This is a genomic window from Mycobacterium sp. IS-1264, assembly GCF_001954195.1.
Taxonomy (GTDB): Bacteria; Actinomycetota; Actinomycetes; order Mycobacteriales; family Mycobacteriaceae; genus Mycobacterium.
Genome location: NZ_MBES01000037.1, coordinates 72,272 through 85,369 on the forward strand (window position 1 = coordinate 72,272; position 13,098 = coordinate 85,369).

At 67.2% G+C, this 13,098-nt stretch carries 14 protein-coding genes; 6 read left to right on the forward strand and 8 right to left on the reverse strand.

The genetic code is table 11. The features are described 5' to 3' along the window. Nucleotides 1–28: 28 nt before the first annotated feature. Complete coding sequence (locus A5744_RS07235) at nucleotides 29–685, reverse strand: hypothetical protein (RefSeq protein WP_076059661.1); 657 nt, start codon at nucleotides 683–685, stop codon at nucleotides 29–31. 100 nt (nucleotides 686–785) lie between these two features. Here A5744_RS07235 and A5744_RS07240 point away from each other — a divergent pair, with 100 nt between their 5' ends. Beyond that, complete coding sequence (locus tag A5744_RS07240) at nucleotides 786–1,373, forward strand: hypothetical protein (RefSeq protein WP_240562988.1); 588 nt, start codon at nucleotides 786–788, stop codon at nucleotides 1,371–1,373. Here A5744_RS07240 and guaA read toward each other — a convergent pair whose 3' ends face one another. Both guaA and A5744_RS07250 read right to left on the reverse strand, forming a co-directional pair. Beyond that, nucleotides 1,374–2,942, reverse strand: coding sequence for a glutamine-hydrolyzing GMP synthase (gene guaA / locus A5744_RS07245; RefSeq protein WP_139329674.1), 1,569 nt, complete (start codon nucleotides 2,940–2,942; stop codon nucleotides 1,374–1,376). A gap of 37 nt (nucleotides 2,943–2,979) precedes the next feature. Then, on the reverse strand, nucleotides 2,980–3,552 hold the full coding sequence (locus A5744_RS07250) for a TetR/AcrR family transcriptional regulator (protein WP_240562989.1): 573 nt from the start codon (nucleotides 3,550–3,552) through the stop codon (nucleotides 2,980–2,982). A 76-nt stretch (nucleotides 3,553–3,628) separates the two neighbouring features. Between A5744_RS07250 and A5744_RS07255 the strand changes: the two genes are divergently transcribed. Continuing rightward, nucleotides 3,629–4,744, forward strand: a complete 1,116-nt coding sequence (locus A5744_RS07255; protein ID WP_076059665.1) for a cytochrome P450 — start codon at nucleotides 3,629–3,631, stop codon at nucleotides 4,742–4,744. Here A5744_RS07255 and A5744_RS07260 read toward each other — a convergent pair. Genes A5744_RS07260 through A5744_RS07270 form a run of 3 tightly spaced genes read right to left on the reverse strand, consistent with a single transcriptional unit; the run spans nucleotide 4,734 to nucleotide 8,349 of the window. Then, a complete protein-coding gene (locus tag A5744_RS07260; RefSeq protein WP_076059667.1) occupies nucleotides 4,734–5,099 on the reverse strand; it encodes an SRPBCC domain-containing protein in 366 nt (121 codons plus the stop codon). The genes A5744_RS07255 and A5744_RS07260 overlap by 11 nt on opposite strands. Further along, the gene (locus tag A5744_RS07265) at nucleotides 5,096–7,924 is read right to left on the reverse strand and encodes an MMPL family transporter (protein WP_240562990.1); all 2,829 of its coding nucleotides are present in this window, start codon (nucleotides 7,922–7,924) and stop codon (nucleotides 5,096–5,098) included. Before A5744_RS07265 ends, A5744_RS07260 begins: the two co-directional genes overlap by 4 nt. Continuing rightward, nucleotides 7,921–8,349, reverse strand: coding sequence for an MmpS family transport accessory protein (locus A5744_RS07270; protein ID WP_076059670.1), 429 nt, complete (start codon nucleotides 8,347–8,349; stop codon nucleotides 7,921–7,923). Before A5744_RS07270 ends, A5744_RS07265 begins: the two co-directional genes overlap by 4 nt. Nucleotides 8,350–8,514: 165 nt before the next feature. Here A5744_RS07270 and A5744_RS07275 point away from each other — a divergent pair, with 165 nt between their 5' ends. From A5744_RS07275 to A5744_RS07285, 3 genes are read left to right on the forward strand one after another with little or no spacing between them, the layout of a single operon-like run. After that, complete coding sequence (locus A5744_RS07275) at nucleotides 8,515–9,318, forward strand: SDR family NAD(P)-dependent oxidoreductase (RefSeq protein ID WP_076059671.1); 804 nt, start codon at nucleotides 8,515–8,517, stop codon at nucleotides 9,316–9,318. Between the two features lie 3 nt (nucleotides 9,319–9,321). Then, nucleotides 9,322–10,158, forward strand: a complete 837-nt coding sequence (locus A5744_RS07280) for an SDR family oxidoreductase (RefSeq protein ID WP_076059673.1) — start codon at nucleotides 9,322–9,324, stop codon at nucleotides 10,156–10,158. 12 nt (nucleotides 10,159–10,170) lie between these two features. After that, complete coding sequence (locus tag A5744_RS07285) at nucleotides 10,171–10,770, forward strand: TetR/AcrR family transcriptional regulator (protein WP_076059675.1); 600 nt, start codon at nucleotides 10,171–10,173, stop codon at nucleotides 10,768–10,770. Nucleotides 10,771–10,783: 13 nt separating this feature from the next. Here the strand turns inward: A5744_RS07285 and A5744_RS07290 are convergent, their stop codons facing one another. Next, complete coding sequence (locus A5744_RS07290; RefSeq protein ID WP_076059676.1) at nucleotides 10,784–11,989, reverse strand: acyl-CoA dehydrogenase family protein; 1,206 nt, start codon at nucleotides 11,987–11,989, stop codon at nucleotides 10,784–10,786. Nucleotides 11,990–12,049: 60 nt separating this feature from the next. On the opposite strand from A5744_RS07290, the gene A5744_RS07295 reads away from it, so the two are divergent. Then, the gene (locus tag A5744_RS07295; protein ID WP_076059678.1) at nucleotides 12,050–12,703 is read left to right on the forward strand and encodes a TetR/AcrR family transcriptional regulator; all 654 of its coding nucleotides are present in this window, start codon (nucleotides 12,050–12,052) and stop codon (nucleotides 12,701–12,703) included. A gap of 7 nt (nucleotides 12,704–12,710) precedes the next feature. On the opposite strand, the gene A5744_RS07300 is transcribed toward A5744_RS07295, so the two are convergent. Next, on the reverse strand, nucleotides 12,711–13,098 hold a 388-nt coding region (locus A5744_RS07300), incomplete at its 5' end, for an SCP2 sterol-binding domain-containing protein (protein WP_139331268.1).

Consider the following 13,098-nt stretch of genomic DNA (forward strand, 5'->3'; position numbering starts at 1 on the left):
CTTGAACCAGAAGGGGATACCACTGGAATTACCCGGCTCGCGCTCGGCCGATCACCCGTCTGCCCGCACACACGCCGCTGACCTGCAGCCGCACCCTGCTGATCCGGCCGAATCCAGGGGCGGGAGCCCCTGGAGAAGCCGAAGTGATCTCGTAGCCGCAGACCCGGGCCGCAAGCCGCGTCGGCGCCCCTTGCCAATCGCCGTCGGTGACCAGCAAGGTGCACCCCTTGCTGCGGGCCCGCGCCACCACCGCCCGCGCGCGGGTATGCGGCACCCGGCGCCCGCCCAGACCGAGTACCACCAAATCCATGCCGTCGATGAGCACCGCGGCCACCTCCACCGGATCGGTCCCGGGATCCGGTATCACCGCCAGCCTGCTCAGATCCGCCCCCATCTCCGCGGCTGCCAGCAGCCCGATGTCCGGCTGGCCGACGACGGCGACGTTGCCCCCGGCCGCCGTCACCGCGGCCACCATGCCCAGCAGCAGCGACCGGGCCCCCGACAGCACCGCCACCGTCCCCCGCGGTAACGGCACCGGGAGCGACTCCGCCAGCCACCGCGGGAGCGCCACCCCGGATTCCGAATCCGGCAGCGGGTCGGGGGCTCGCCCGGACATTGCAGCCATCCGTCGGCGAAGCGATTCCAGCTGTTCAGCGCGGTTATCGGAGGCCAAAGCCGCGGTCATGACTGCCTCCTACTAAACACTCTGTTCGAACGCATGTTCGATATATTTGGAGTAAACACCCAGCCTCCGACAACCGTCAAGAAACGTGAGAGGCTGCTTTATGCGCTCGGTACTGGTGTGGCTGATGGTGCTTTTTTGCGCTTCTTTTCCCGCGCCAACCCATGCCGCGCCGTGTCACCCCGCGGAGCTGTTCGCGACCGACAACACCGATTCCCTGTTCGAGACGCAAGCCGACGTGACGCTCGCGCTGAACGGCACGGCGGTGACGGGATCCACCGCCCTCGACGGCGTGTACTGGTCGACGGCGCTGCAGCAGATCACCCATGAGCGCTCGCGTGAATTTCACCTGTGCGGGGCCGACGGTACGTTGCACACCGCCGCCGAGGCGCTGCGCCGCCAGTTCGACCAGGAAGCCGTCCTGACCTTCGACTACGAGCCCGCGCCGGCAGGGGACGCGATCATCATCGCCGTGCCGGATGTCGACATCGCCCGCTTCGGCGACGCGCTGGCGGCCGACCCGGCTGGGCGCGACCGTATCCGGGGTGGATCCGTCACCGCGACCGACCACACCTTGATCCTGGTCGCCGGGAACGACGATCGCGAGGTCGCACGCAGGCTCGTCGCCGAGGCCGGCGGGAACTGGGATGCGGCCACGATCGCCTACGGCAGAAGAGAATTCGTGGAGTAGCTACTCCCACTCGATGGTGCCGGGCGGCTTGCTGGTGACGTCCAGCACGACGCGGTTGACCTCGGCCACCTCGTTGGTGATGCGGGTGGAGATCCGCTCCAGCACCTCGTAGGGCACCCGCGTCCAGTCGGCGGTCATCGCGTCCTCGCTCGACACCGGCCGCAGCACGATCGGATGCCCGTAGGTGCGGTTGTCGCCCTGGACGCCGACCGAGCGGATGTCGGCCAGCAACACCACCGGGCACTGCCAGATCTGGTTGTCCAACCCGGCGGCGGTGAGTTCCTCGCGCGCGATGGCGTCGGCGCGCCGCAGCGTGTCCAACCGCTTCGCGGTGACCTCGCCGACGATGCGGATGCCCAGCCCCGGTCCCGGAAACGGTTGGCGCGCAACGATTTCCTCCGGCAGACCCAACTCCCGCCCGACGGCGCGCACCTCGTCCTTGAACAGCAGCCGCAACGGCTCGACGAGTTTGAACTTCAGGTCGCCGGGCAGCCCGCCGACGTTGTGGTGGCTCTTGATGTTGGCGGTGCCACTGCCCCCGCCGGACTCCACCACATCCGGATACAGCGTGCCCTGCACCAGGAACTCAACGGGATTGTCCCCCAACACATCCCGCACCGCGCCCTCGAAGGCCCGGATGAACTGCCGGCCGATGATCTTGCGCTTGCCTTCGGGATTGGTCACCCCCGACAGCGCCTGCAGGAAGGTGTCCGCGGCGTCCACGGTGACCAGGTTGGCGCCGGTGGCGGCCACGAAATCGCGCTGCACCTGATCGCGCTCGCCCGCGCGCAGCAGCCCGTGGTCGACGAAGACGCACGTCAGCCGGTCGCCGATGGCGCGCTGCACCAGCGCGGCGGCAACCGCGGAATCCACGCCGCCGGACAGCCCGCAGATCGCGTGGCCGTCGCCGATCTGGGCGCGCACCTGCTCGACGAGCGCCTCGGCGATGTTGGCGGCCGTCCACTCCGCGCCGAGTCCGGCGAAGTCGTGCAGGAACCGGCTGAGCACCTGTTGCCCGTGCGGGGTGTGCATCACCTCGGGGTGGTACTGGACCCCGGCCAGGCGCCGGCCGCGGTTCTCGAAGGCGGCCACCACCGCACCGGGGCTGCTGGCCACCACGTCGAACCCGTCGGGGGCGGCGGTGACGGCGTCGCCGTGACTCATCCAGACCGGCTGCACACTGGGCAGCCCCGAATGCAATTCGCCGCCAACGACTTTCAGCTCGGTCCGGCCGTACTCGCTGGTGCCGGTGTGCGCGACGGTCCCGCCCAGCGCCTGCGCCATGGCCTGAAACCCGTAGCAGATGCCGAACACCGGCAGCCCGAGGTCGAACACCGCCGGATCGAGCTGCGGCGCGCCCTCGGTGTAGACGCTGGCCGGTCCACCGGAGAGCACCAGCGCCACCGGGTCGCGGGCCTTGATCTCCTCGACCGAGGCGGTGTGCGGGATGACCTCCGAGAAGACCCGCGCCTCCCGCACCCGGCGGGCGATCAGCTGCGCGTACTGTGCGCCGAAATCGACCACCAACACAGGGCGGGGCGTCGACACGGTGTCAGCGGGTTCGGCCACGGCAGAAAGTCTAGTGGCTGCCGACGACCGCCCCCGGTCAGCGCTCCGCGGCCTGGATCACGGCGTCGACAACGCTCCTGATTCGGATGGCGGCGTCGGCGGGGTCGGGCTGGCCGGCGTCGAGCCAGGCGATGACGGCGTCGATCGTCATGCTGGGCAGCAGCCGCGCCGCCCAGCTCCGCCACCGATCATCGGCGACGCCCGCGAGGTGGCGGCGGGTGAGGTCGGCCGAGCTCTCGATGAGGGTGTCGATGATGTCGTGAAACTGCGGTTCGCGCGCGACGTAATGGTAGAGCAGCCGGAAGGCGTCCGGATCGGCCGCGGCCGCGCGGATGAACGCGGGGATGCTGGCATCGCCGAGGTCTTCGCCGCCGGTTGCCTCGCGCAGCCTTTGGTGGCCACTCTCTATGACTTCGCGATACAGGTCGGCCTTCGACGCGAAGTGCCGGTACAGGATCACCGGGGTCACGCCGGCCTCCGCGGCGATGGCATCGAGCCCCGTGTTCGCGAAGCCGCCGCGGGCGAAGGCGCGGGTGGCGGCCTCGAGGATCTGCTCGCGCCGTTGGGCGCGGGGCATCCGCCGGGTCGGCTCGGATTGGACAACCGTCACCCCAACCTCCTCTTGTCTAAGCCCAAGTATACAAGTACAGTTGTATAAGGACTCTTATACCTGCTGGGGACATGCGATGACATCCATCGGACTGCCCATACATCGGGTACGGACCCCGGTCGGCGACGTGGGCTGGCTGGTCAGCGACTACACCCACGTGCGACGACTGCTCGACGACGATCGCCTCGGCCGTTCTCATCGCGAACCCGAAACGGCTGCGCGCACAGGCGAATCGGCATTGTTCGGTGGCCCGCTGGGGGACTTCGACACCGAGGCGGCGGACCACGCGAAGATGCGGGCACTGCTACAGCCCCACTTCTCACCCAAGCACCTGCGTTCGCTGGCACCGAGAGTCGAGGCACTGACCACCGGGCTGCTGGACGAACTCGAAAAGCAGGGCCCCCCGGCCGATCTGCACGCGCGATTGGCGCTGCCGCTGCCCATCCTGGTGATCTGCGAGCTGCTCGGGGTGCCCTATTCCGATAGGGACCAGTTCCGTGCCTGGGCGGAGGACGCAGGCAACGTGCGCGATCACGATCGCTCCGAGCGCGGGCTGGCCGCGCTGTTCGACTATGGCCGCGCCCTGGTCGAGCGCAAGCGCGCCCACCCGGGCGACGACGTTATGTCGCGGCTGTGTGCGACCGACGGCGTCTCCGACGAAGACGCCGCCACGATGTCGATGCTCTTGCTGTTCGCCGGGCACGAGACCACCGTGGTCCAGATCGGCTTGGGGACAATGCATTTGCTGACCAACCGCGATCAGTGGGAGGCGCTTGTCGATAACCCCGCGCTGATTCCCAATGCCGTCGAGGAACTGCTACGAGCGTCGACAACCGGGGGCGGGGTGGGCGGCATTCCCCGCTACGCGCGCACGGACTTCGACATCGACGGAGTCGCGATCCACGCCGGAGACCTGGTGCTGCTGGACGTCGGGGCGGCCAACCACGACCCCGCGACGTTCGCCGACCCGCAACGCGTTGATGTCTCCCGCAAGGAAGCCGCCCATCTCGCGTTCGGATACGGCGGGCACTATTGCATCGGAGCGCCGCTGGCCCGCATCGAGCTGAAAGCGGTTTTCGCTCAACTGATTCCACGGTTTCCGTCAATGAATCTCACGGTCGATGCCGCAAGACTGCCCATGCGTCGCGACGTGCTGGCCGGCGGACTCGTCGAACTACCGGTCACGTGGTGATCCAACTCCTGGTGTGCTCCAGCAGGGTGGCCCCGTCGTCGGGCACTAACCGGAACTCGACCGACATGGCGGACAGATGAGGGGCGTATTGCACCCAGCACAATCGCGTGGGCGCCTGTAGCGCTGTCACCCGGCACAGTGCGGTGTCGTCGCGGCCGCGGCGATGACGGATCAACCGAAACGACGTGCCCACCTCGAGCCGTTGGTCCTCGACGGCGTGCTCGACGGCGTCCCAGGTGTCGTACCACTCGGCGATGCCGGCGACGGTGGTGATCAAGTTCCACACCTTCTCCGGCGGCGCGGCGAGGCGTATCGACTTGGAGAGCGTCTGCTGTTCGGCGCGGCGGGATTTCATGCGTGCAGGCTTTCGGCGACGGTCCGGGCCGAGACCGTGGGTGTCACCGCACGAGGTCTGGAGCCGACGCGTTGCGGCCACCAGAACCAGCGTCCGAGCAGGGCCGCGATCGACGGCGTCATGAGGGAGCGCACGACGAGAGTGTCGAAGAGCAGCCCCATCCCGACGATCGTGCCGAATTGTCCGATCATCCTCAGATCGCTGAACACAAAGGACGCCATGGTGAACGCGAACACCAGCCCGGCGGACGTCACCACCGCTCCGGTTCCGCCCATGGCGCGGATGATTCCGGTCTTGATGCCGGCGCCGATTTCCTCTTTGAATCGGGATACCAGCAGCAGGTTGTAGTCCGATCCCACGGCCAGCAGCACGATCAGCGCCATCGCGATGACCAGCCAGTGCAACGGACTTCCGAGAATGTCTTGCCAGACGAGCACCGACAGTCCGAACGAGGATCCCAGCGACAGCAGCACCGTGCCGATGATGACGAGGGCGGCGATCACGCTGCGGGTGATGATCAGCATGATGACGAAAATCAGGCTGGCCGCGGCGATCCCGGCGATCAGCAGGTCGTACTTGGCCGCGTCACTCATGTCCTTGTACGTCGCCGCCGTGCCGCCCAGCTGAATCTTGGCGTCCTCCAAGGGGGTTCCCTTGACCGCGTGGTGCGCGGCCTTTTTGATGGCGTCGACGTGCGAGATGCCCTCGGGTGTCGCCGGATCCCCGTTGTGGGTGATGATGAACCGGGCCGCCTTCCCGTCGGGCGAGAGGAACATCGCCAAGCCCCGTTTGAAGTCGGGGTTGTCGAACGCTTCCGGCGGCAGATAGAAGGAATCGTCGTTCTTGGCCGCGTCGAAGGCCTGCCCCATCGCGCTCGCGTTCTGCTGGGCGGCGTCCATTTGATCCAGCAGACCCGAGAACGAGCTGTACATGGTCATCGTCATCGTGCGCATGGTCGAGGTGGCGTCGATGATCGGCGGCAGCAGCGAGATCAGCTGTGGCAGCATGACATCGAGGCTGTCAGTGTCTTTCACCAGCCCGCCCAGGTCGTCGGTGAGCTTGTCGACGCCATCCAGCGCATCGAATGCCGAGCGCAGCGCCCAGCAGACGGGGATGTCGAAGCAGTGCCGCTCCCAGGAGAGGTAGCCGCGCAACGGCCTGAAGAAGTCGTCGAAATCGGCGATGCGGTCGCGCACGTCGTCGGTGTCCGCGACGATCTGCTTTGTTTGGCCCGCGATGTCGTGGGTGGTGGCCGCGAGCCCACGCATCGCGGCGAGCATCCGTTGCATGGTGTCGATGACGCCCGCCATCTGATCGGCGACGGCGCGCATGTCGGCCATGCGGTCGTGCATGTACTTCATGTTCTCGGTCAGGGTCGTCCCCTGCATGCTGATCTGGAAGGGAATGGACGTGTGCGCGATGGGGGTACCCAGCGGCCGGGTGATGCCCTGGACGCGGGCGACGCCGTCGGCCGCGTAGACGGCCTTGGCAACCCGGTCCAGGATGAGCATGTCGGCGGGATTGCGCATGTCGTGGTCGGTCTCGACGAGAAGCAGGTCGGGGTTGAGCCGCGCCGGCGAAAAGTGCCGGTCCGCCGCGGCGTATCCGATGTTGGACGGTGTGATCGAGGGCAGGTAATTGCGGTCGTTGTAGCTCGTGGTGAACGACGGCAGCGCCAGCAGCCCGACCAGGGCGCTCGCGCAGGTCGCCGCGAGGATCGGCGCGGGCCAGCGCACGACGGCGGTTCCGACCCGTCGCCATCCGCGCGTCTTGATCTTCCGTTTGGGATCGAACAGGCCGAATCGACTGCCCAGGGTGAGGATGGCCGGGCCCAGGGTGAGGGCCGCCGCGACCATCGTGAACATGCCGATGGCACAGGGCGCACCCAGCGTTTGGAAGTAGGGCAGCCGTGTGAAGGACAGGCAGAACATCGCGCCGGCGATGGTCAGGCCCGAGCCCAGGACCACGTGTGCGCTGCCGCGAAACATGGTGTAGTAGGCGGCTTCCCGATCCTCTCCCGCCTGGCGGGCCTCCTGATATCGCCCGACGACGAATATCGCGTAGTCGGTGCCGGCCGCGATGGCGAGTATCGGCAGGATTTGCACCGCGAAGGTCGAAAGCCCGATGGCCCCATGGCTTCCCAGAAACGCGATCACCCCCTGCACGGCGGGCAATTCGATGAAGACCATCAGCAGCGTCAGCAGCACCGTGACCAACGATCGGTACACGATCAGCAGCATCAGCACGATGACCCCGATCGTCACGCCCATCACCTTGCGGGCGCTTTTGTTGCCGAATTCGAGTTGGTCGGTGGTGACGGCCGCCGCGCCGGCGACATAAGCCTTGACCCCAGCCGGTGCCGGCACGCTCGACACGATGCGCCGCACGGCGTCGACGGACTCGTTGGCCAGCGTCTCGCCCTGGTGCCCGGCGAGGAAGACCTGCACATATGCGGCCCTGCCGTCGGGACTCTGCGAGCCGGCCGCGGTGAGCGGATCGCCCCAGAAGTCTTGAATGTGCTCGACGTGCTTCTTGTCCTGTGCGAGCCGGCGCACCAGGTCGTCGTAAAACCGGTGTGCCGTGTCGCCCAGCGGCGCCTGACCTTCCAGGACGACCATGACGGCGCTGTCCGAATCGAACTCGTGAAATACCTGGCCGATGCGCTTCATCGCCTGTATCGCGGGAGCGTCGTCGGGGCTCATCGACACCGCGTGCGCTTCCCCGACCGCTTCCAGTTGTGGCACAACGATATTCGTAATCGCGGCGAGGCCCACCCAGAACAGCAGGATGGGCAGCGCAAGGCGGCGGACCGTTCGCGCGATCACGCGGATTTCACCAGGCAGAAGGTTTGGGGGTTGACGCCTTCGACGGTTCGTTGATCCTTGGTCTGGCCGTTCACCGTGATTCGGCAGCCGATGACCTCACCATCGCCTTGCGCCACGACGTTGACGCTTACCGCCGGGGCGGTAGTGGACACGCTGTAGGTCCACGGCAACCCGGCACCGTCGACTCGCTGCGGTGCGGCGTCGACGTCGAGGTAGTTGATGTCGGCGACGCTCCCCACGGGGCCGAACACCTCGAGGGTCACGCGCTTGGGATTGAACGGCTTGATGTCATCGGCGCGGGGGCTCGCCGCCGACGCGTTGGGGTGCACACCGAATGTCCCGTGCAGCCGGTAGACGGCGAAACCCGCGATAGCGACCAGGGCCGCGATGGCCAGCGGCAGCCACGCACGCTTGACGACAATCATCTGGCTCTAAGCCTCTCGCGGTAGGCAGTAATCAGTCAGATAACTAACATAATACTGAGCCGATGCCAGCGCAATCCGTTCTTCAATTCTTCTCCTTGTCAGTACTCACCTGAGATAGTAAGTTGGCTAACTAGCTTGGTACATGACAAAGGGAAGGCGGACGCCATGAGCATCAACGCACACCAATTCGGTCCGTGGGCCGTCGTGACGGGCGCGTCATCAGGGATCGGGCGCGAGTTCGCCAACCAGCTAGCCGCCGCGGGCATCAACGTGGTGCTGGTCGCCCGGCGCCTGGACGTGCTGCGGGATGTCGGCGCGGAGCTGGCGGAGCGCCACGGTGTGGAGCATCGCGCCCTCGACGTCGACCTGTCCGAGCCGGGCATGCTGACCCCAATCGCCGAGGCCACCAACGACATTGACGTCGGCCTGCTGGTGTCGAACGCCGGTGTGGCCCTGCCCGGGCCCTTCCTGAGCTCCGACCTGCAGGCGCAGCGCGCGGTCCTGCGGCTGAACACCGCGGCGCACCTGGGCCTGAGCCACCACTTCGGTCAACGCCTGGCGCGACGCGGCCGCGGCGGCATCGTGCTCGTCTCCGCGCTGGGCGCGATCCACGGCGTGCCCTACATGGCGCACACCGCGGCGACCAAGGCCTACGTAACAAGCCTCGGCGCCGGACTGCACGGCGAGCTGGCCAAGCACGGCGTGCACGTGACCGTCCTGCACCCGGGACCCACCCGCACCCCCGTGCTGGCCGAGCTCGGCCTGGACCCCGACAAGCTGCCAATACCGCCCTTGACGCCGGACGATTGCGTCCGCGAGGCGCTGCGCGCGCTGCAGCGCAACCGCGCCAACTGCATACCGGGCCGGATCAACCGGGTCAGTGCCGCGCTCGTGCCCGCGGCGTTGACCCGCTCGATGATGTCGCGCATGTTGGCGCGGCCATCGCAGATCAATGCGGCCGCCCAATAGCCCATGGACAAACCAATCTGCCTGATCACCGGGGCCACCGACGGCATCGGCAAGGTCACCGCGACCGCGCTCGCGACAAAGGGTTATGCCGTCGTGCTCGCCGCACGCAACGAAGCCAAGGCGGCGAGCGTCATGAGCGAAATCGTCGCGGCCACCGGCAATCACGACGTCGATTACCTCACCGCCGACCTCACGTCCCTCGCCCAGCAGCAGCGGCTGGCCGACACGTTCGCGGCCCGTTATCCGCGGTTGGACGTGTTGATCAACAACGCCGGGATCGTCGTGACGCGGCGCATCCTGACCGAGGACGGTTATGAGACGACCTTTCAGGTCAACTACCTCTCGCAGTTTTACCTCACCCACTTGTTGCTCGATGAACTGCGAAGGAGCCCACAGGGCAGAATCGTCAACCTGAGCTCGAGCGTGTACCGCGTGGGCAAGTTCGAACCCGACAACCTGCAAGGCGAGCAACGATTTTCGGCCATCCGCGCCTATGCGGCGTCCAAGCTCCTCGTGCTGTTGTTCACCATCGAGTTGGCGCACCGGCTGGCGTCGACGCGGGTCACCGCGAACGCCGTGCATCCCGGGATCGTCAGGACACCGATGATGCGGGACGCCCCGGGAGCCCTGCGTGCGATGTCCTATGCGGCGCTGCCGTTTTCGATTTCCCCCGACAAGGGCGCGGCCACCTCGGTGGACCTTGCCTCCTCCACGCGGCGAGCGCAGCACTCCGGCCAATACTTCGCGCGTGCTAAGGCTAGGAGCGTCAAGACCTCCTACAACACGCACGAGAACAGGAATCTGTTGTGGGCGTTGAGCATGGATGCGTGCCGTCTATAGTCCGTGAGTGATATGGCTGACTCAACCGATTCCGACGATGCCGCCCCGCCGACGCCCCCGGGCAAGCGAGAGCGACTGATCGCCGCCGCATGCGATCTGTTCCATCGCCAGGGCATCGCGGGTACCACGCTCGCGCACATCGCCGAGGCCGCCGACGTACCGCTGGGCAACGTGTACTACTACTTCAAGACCAAGGACGACATCGTGGCCGCAGTCGTCGAGGCGCGCACCGACGAAATCCGATCCGCCACCGCGGCCGTGCAACGCCGGCACGGTAGCCCCAAGGCCCGGCTCAAGGCGCTCGTGGGCATGTTGGCCGACTCGCGTGACACGATCGCCGACCACGGCTGCCCGTTGGGCACCTTGTGCACCGAGCTCGCGAACCAGCCGGGCCAATCGCCCGCCCTGACCGCTCCACTCATGCAGACCCTGCTGGACTGGGCCGAGCAGCAATTCCGCGCCATGGGTCGCCGCGACGCCCGCGACCTGGCGCACCAACTCGTCATCGCCTACGAGGGCAGCGCGGTCCTCACGAACGCGCTGGCCCAACCCGAGATCATGACGCGCGAAGCCAGGCGGCTGGAAAAGTGGATCAACGCCTTGGAGGTCTGACGGGGCGTGGGTGTCACATCAAGTGGGTCGGTTGGGTGATGCCGAATTGGGCGTTGGCATAGCGCTTCAGGGCGGACGGGCTGAAGTACACGTGCTGACCGACGGTATGTAAGTCCCGGAAGCATCGCTGCAGCGGATGGGTCGCGTGCACCGCCCCCGCACCGGTCAGGCCGAACGTCGCGTCGACCGCGTGGCGCGCCGCGCGCATTGCCTGCTGGGCGGCGAGCTGGAAACGAGCGCGCTGCTGTAGCGACGGTGTGTCGCCGGCGAGCGCGGTGTCCCACAGGGCGCCGGCCTCGTCGAGAACGAAGGCCCGCGCCGACCGCAAAGCCGCTTCGGCACCGGCGAACTCGACCTGCGCGACAGGGTCCTCGGCGAGGGGCTCGAAGGTGCCGGCACGGGTCTTCGTGGGCGCAAGGTCGGCGAATTCGTCGAGCGCGCGCCGCGCGATCCCGAGCGGGACACCGACCAAGGCGACTCCGACCAGTGTGAAGAACGCCAGTCTCCACAATGGGCCGTCCTGGCGGGCCGGCTCGAAGAACGGGCGGATGGTGTGTTCTTCGGCAACGTGCAGACCTCGTGCGACCACGTCATTGCTGCCCGTGGCGCGCAGCCCCAAAACGTCCCAGTTGTCCACGATTTCGGCGTTGGCGCGCGGAAAGAACGCAAGGCGCCAGTCCGGGCCCTGTCCCGCGATCATTCTCGGCGCCTGACTGTCCAAGCCGTCGAAGACGAACATCCCGGCCAGCAACCATTCGGCGTGGCGGCAACCGCTGGCGAAAGGCCAACGGCCGTCGACTGTGAACCGGCCGCGGTCATCCTGGACGGCTCGCCCGGTGGGGGCAAACACGGTGGCCGCCAAAAAATCCGCGTCCGGGCCGAACAGTTCTAGGGCGACCGCAGGCTCGAGCCAAGCGGTGAACGCCGGAGCGCCGGAGCCGATCGCCCCAATCCAGCCCGTCGAACCGTCGGCACGCGCCAGTTCCTCGATCATCTGGATGAACTCCGCGGGTGCCACTTCAAAGCCGCCGAGCGAGCGTGGTTGCAAGGCACGGAAGATGCCGGCAGCACGCAGCCGCCCGACCAGATCGATCGGCAATGTCCCGAGCGCCTCAGCGTCATCGGCGCACCGCGCAATTTCCGGCGCCAGGCCACGCGCGACCGCCATGGAATGGTCGCCGTCCGCCAGCGTGGCGGGAGCAGGTGTAGCGATTGTCATGTCTGGCTCCCCATGTCTGATACAGTAAATAGTAATAGATACAGGAGCATGTACTGAAATATGGGATCTGTCAAGAGCCAGCCTCCGCGCCGCTATGACTCGACCCGTCGTCGCCAACAGGCGCAACAGAACCGGCAGGCGGTGCTTGCGGCCGCCCGGAAGCGCTTCCTGGCGCAGGGTTATGCGGCGACGACCATTGCGGAGATCGCGGGCGACGCCGGCGTGTCAGTCGAGACGGTGTACAAGGCCTTCGCCACCAAGGCGGGCGTCCTCAAAGCGCTCTTCGATGTGTCCGTCGCCGGCGATGACGAACCGATCCCCATGGTCCAGCGAGACGTCATCCAGGAGGTGCTCAAGGCGCCCCGGGCCGCCCGCAAGATCGAGATCTACGCCAAGCACCTGGCCTCCACGATGCCGCGCAGCGCTCCAGTCCAGCTGCTCGCACGCGACGGCGCCGCGTCGTCCCCAGACGCCGCGACGGTCTGGAAGCAGATCCGGCACGAAACTCTCACGGCGATGACGATGTTCGCCTCCGACCTGGCCCACACCGGGCAGCTGCGGGTCAGCGCCACACACGCCCGCGATGTCCTCTGGACGTACCACGCACCCGAGCTTTACGAACTCCTCGTTCTGGAACGCGGTTGGTCGGCCTCCCGCTACGGCAAGTTCATCGCCCACGCATTGATCGGCGCGCTGCTGGAAAACCGAGACTGACTCCCGACTACAGCGAAAACGCCTGACGCACCGCGTCGACCGCGCCCGGGTCGCCCGCGAAGTCGATGCGCCGCAGCGCCGCCTTGCGCTTGGCGTCGGTTGACCCGAGGCGGGCGTTGACAAGGTCCGCCGCGCTGGCGGTGATGGTCACCGCCGGCTCGCCGCGCGCGCCGGCGAGGCGACCCTCGGTCACCGCGAACTCGAAACGGCGGCCGTCGATCTCGATGCGGCACGTCGCCTCCAGACCGGCCGCGGCACCCGAGTCGAAGCCCAGCAGGATGCCCGCCAGGAACCCGTTCAGCGGCGAGACCGGCCCGTCCCCGATCGGACGCACCGTGTACACGCTCAGCGACGACGGCTGGCAGCGGGTGCTGCCGGTCCTGCGGAGCATCGCA

Bases quoted from the DNA above. Each gene is read 5' to 3' on its own strand.
- A5744_RS07235 (WP_076059661.1), bottom strand. From the start codon at position 685: ATGACCGCGGCTTTGGCCTCCGATAACCGCGCTGAACAGCTGGAATCG.
- A5744_RS07240 (WP_240562988.1), top strand. From the start codon at position 786: ATGCGCTCGGTACTGGTGTGGCTGATGGTGCTTTTTTGCGCTTCTTTT.
- A5744_RS07255 (WP_076059665.1), top strand. From the start codon at position 3,629: ATGACATCCATCGGACTGCCCATACATCGGGTACGGACCCCGGTCGGC.
- A5744_RS07260 (WP_076059667.1), bottom strand. From the start codon at position 5,099: ATGAAATCCCGCCGCGCCGAACAGCAGACGCTCTCCAAGTCGATACGC.
- A5744_RS07270 (WP_076059670.1), bottom strand. From the start codon at position 8,349: ATGATTGTCGTCAAGCGTGCGTGGCTGCCGCTGGCCATCGCGGCCCTG.
- A5744_RS07275 (WP_076059671.1), top strand. From the start codon at position 8,515: ATGAGCATCAACGCACACCAATTCGGTCCGTGGGCCGTCGTGACGGGC.
- A5744_RS07280 (WP_076059673.1), top strand. From the start codon at position 9,322: ATGGACAAACCAATCTGCCTGATCACCGGGGCCACCGACGGCATCGGC.
- A5744_RS07285 (WP_076059675.1), top strand. From the start codon at position 10,171: ATGGCTGACTCAACCGATTCCGACGATGCCGCCCCGCCGACGCCCCCG.
- A5744_RS07290 (WP_076059676.1), bottom strand. From the start codon at position 11,989: ATGACAATCGCTACACCTGCTCCCGCCACGCTGGCGGACGGCGACCAT.
- A5744_RS07295 (WP_076059678.1), top strand. From the start codon at position 12,050: ATGGGATCTGTCAAGAGCCAGCCTCCGCGCCGCTATGACTCGACCCGT.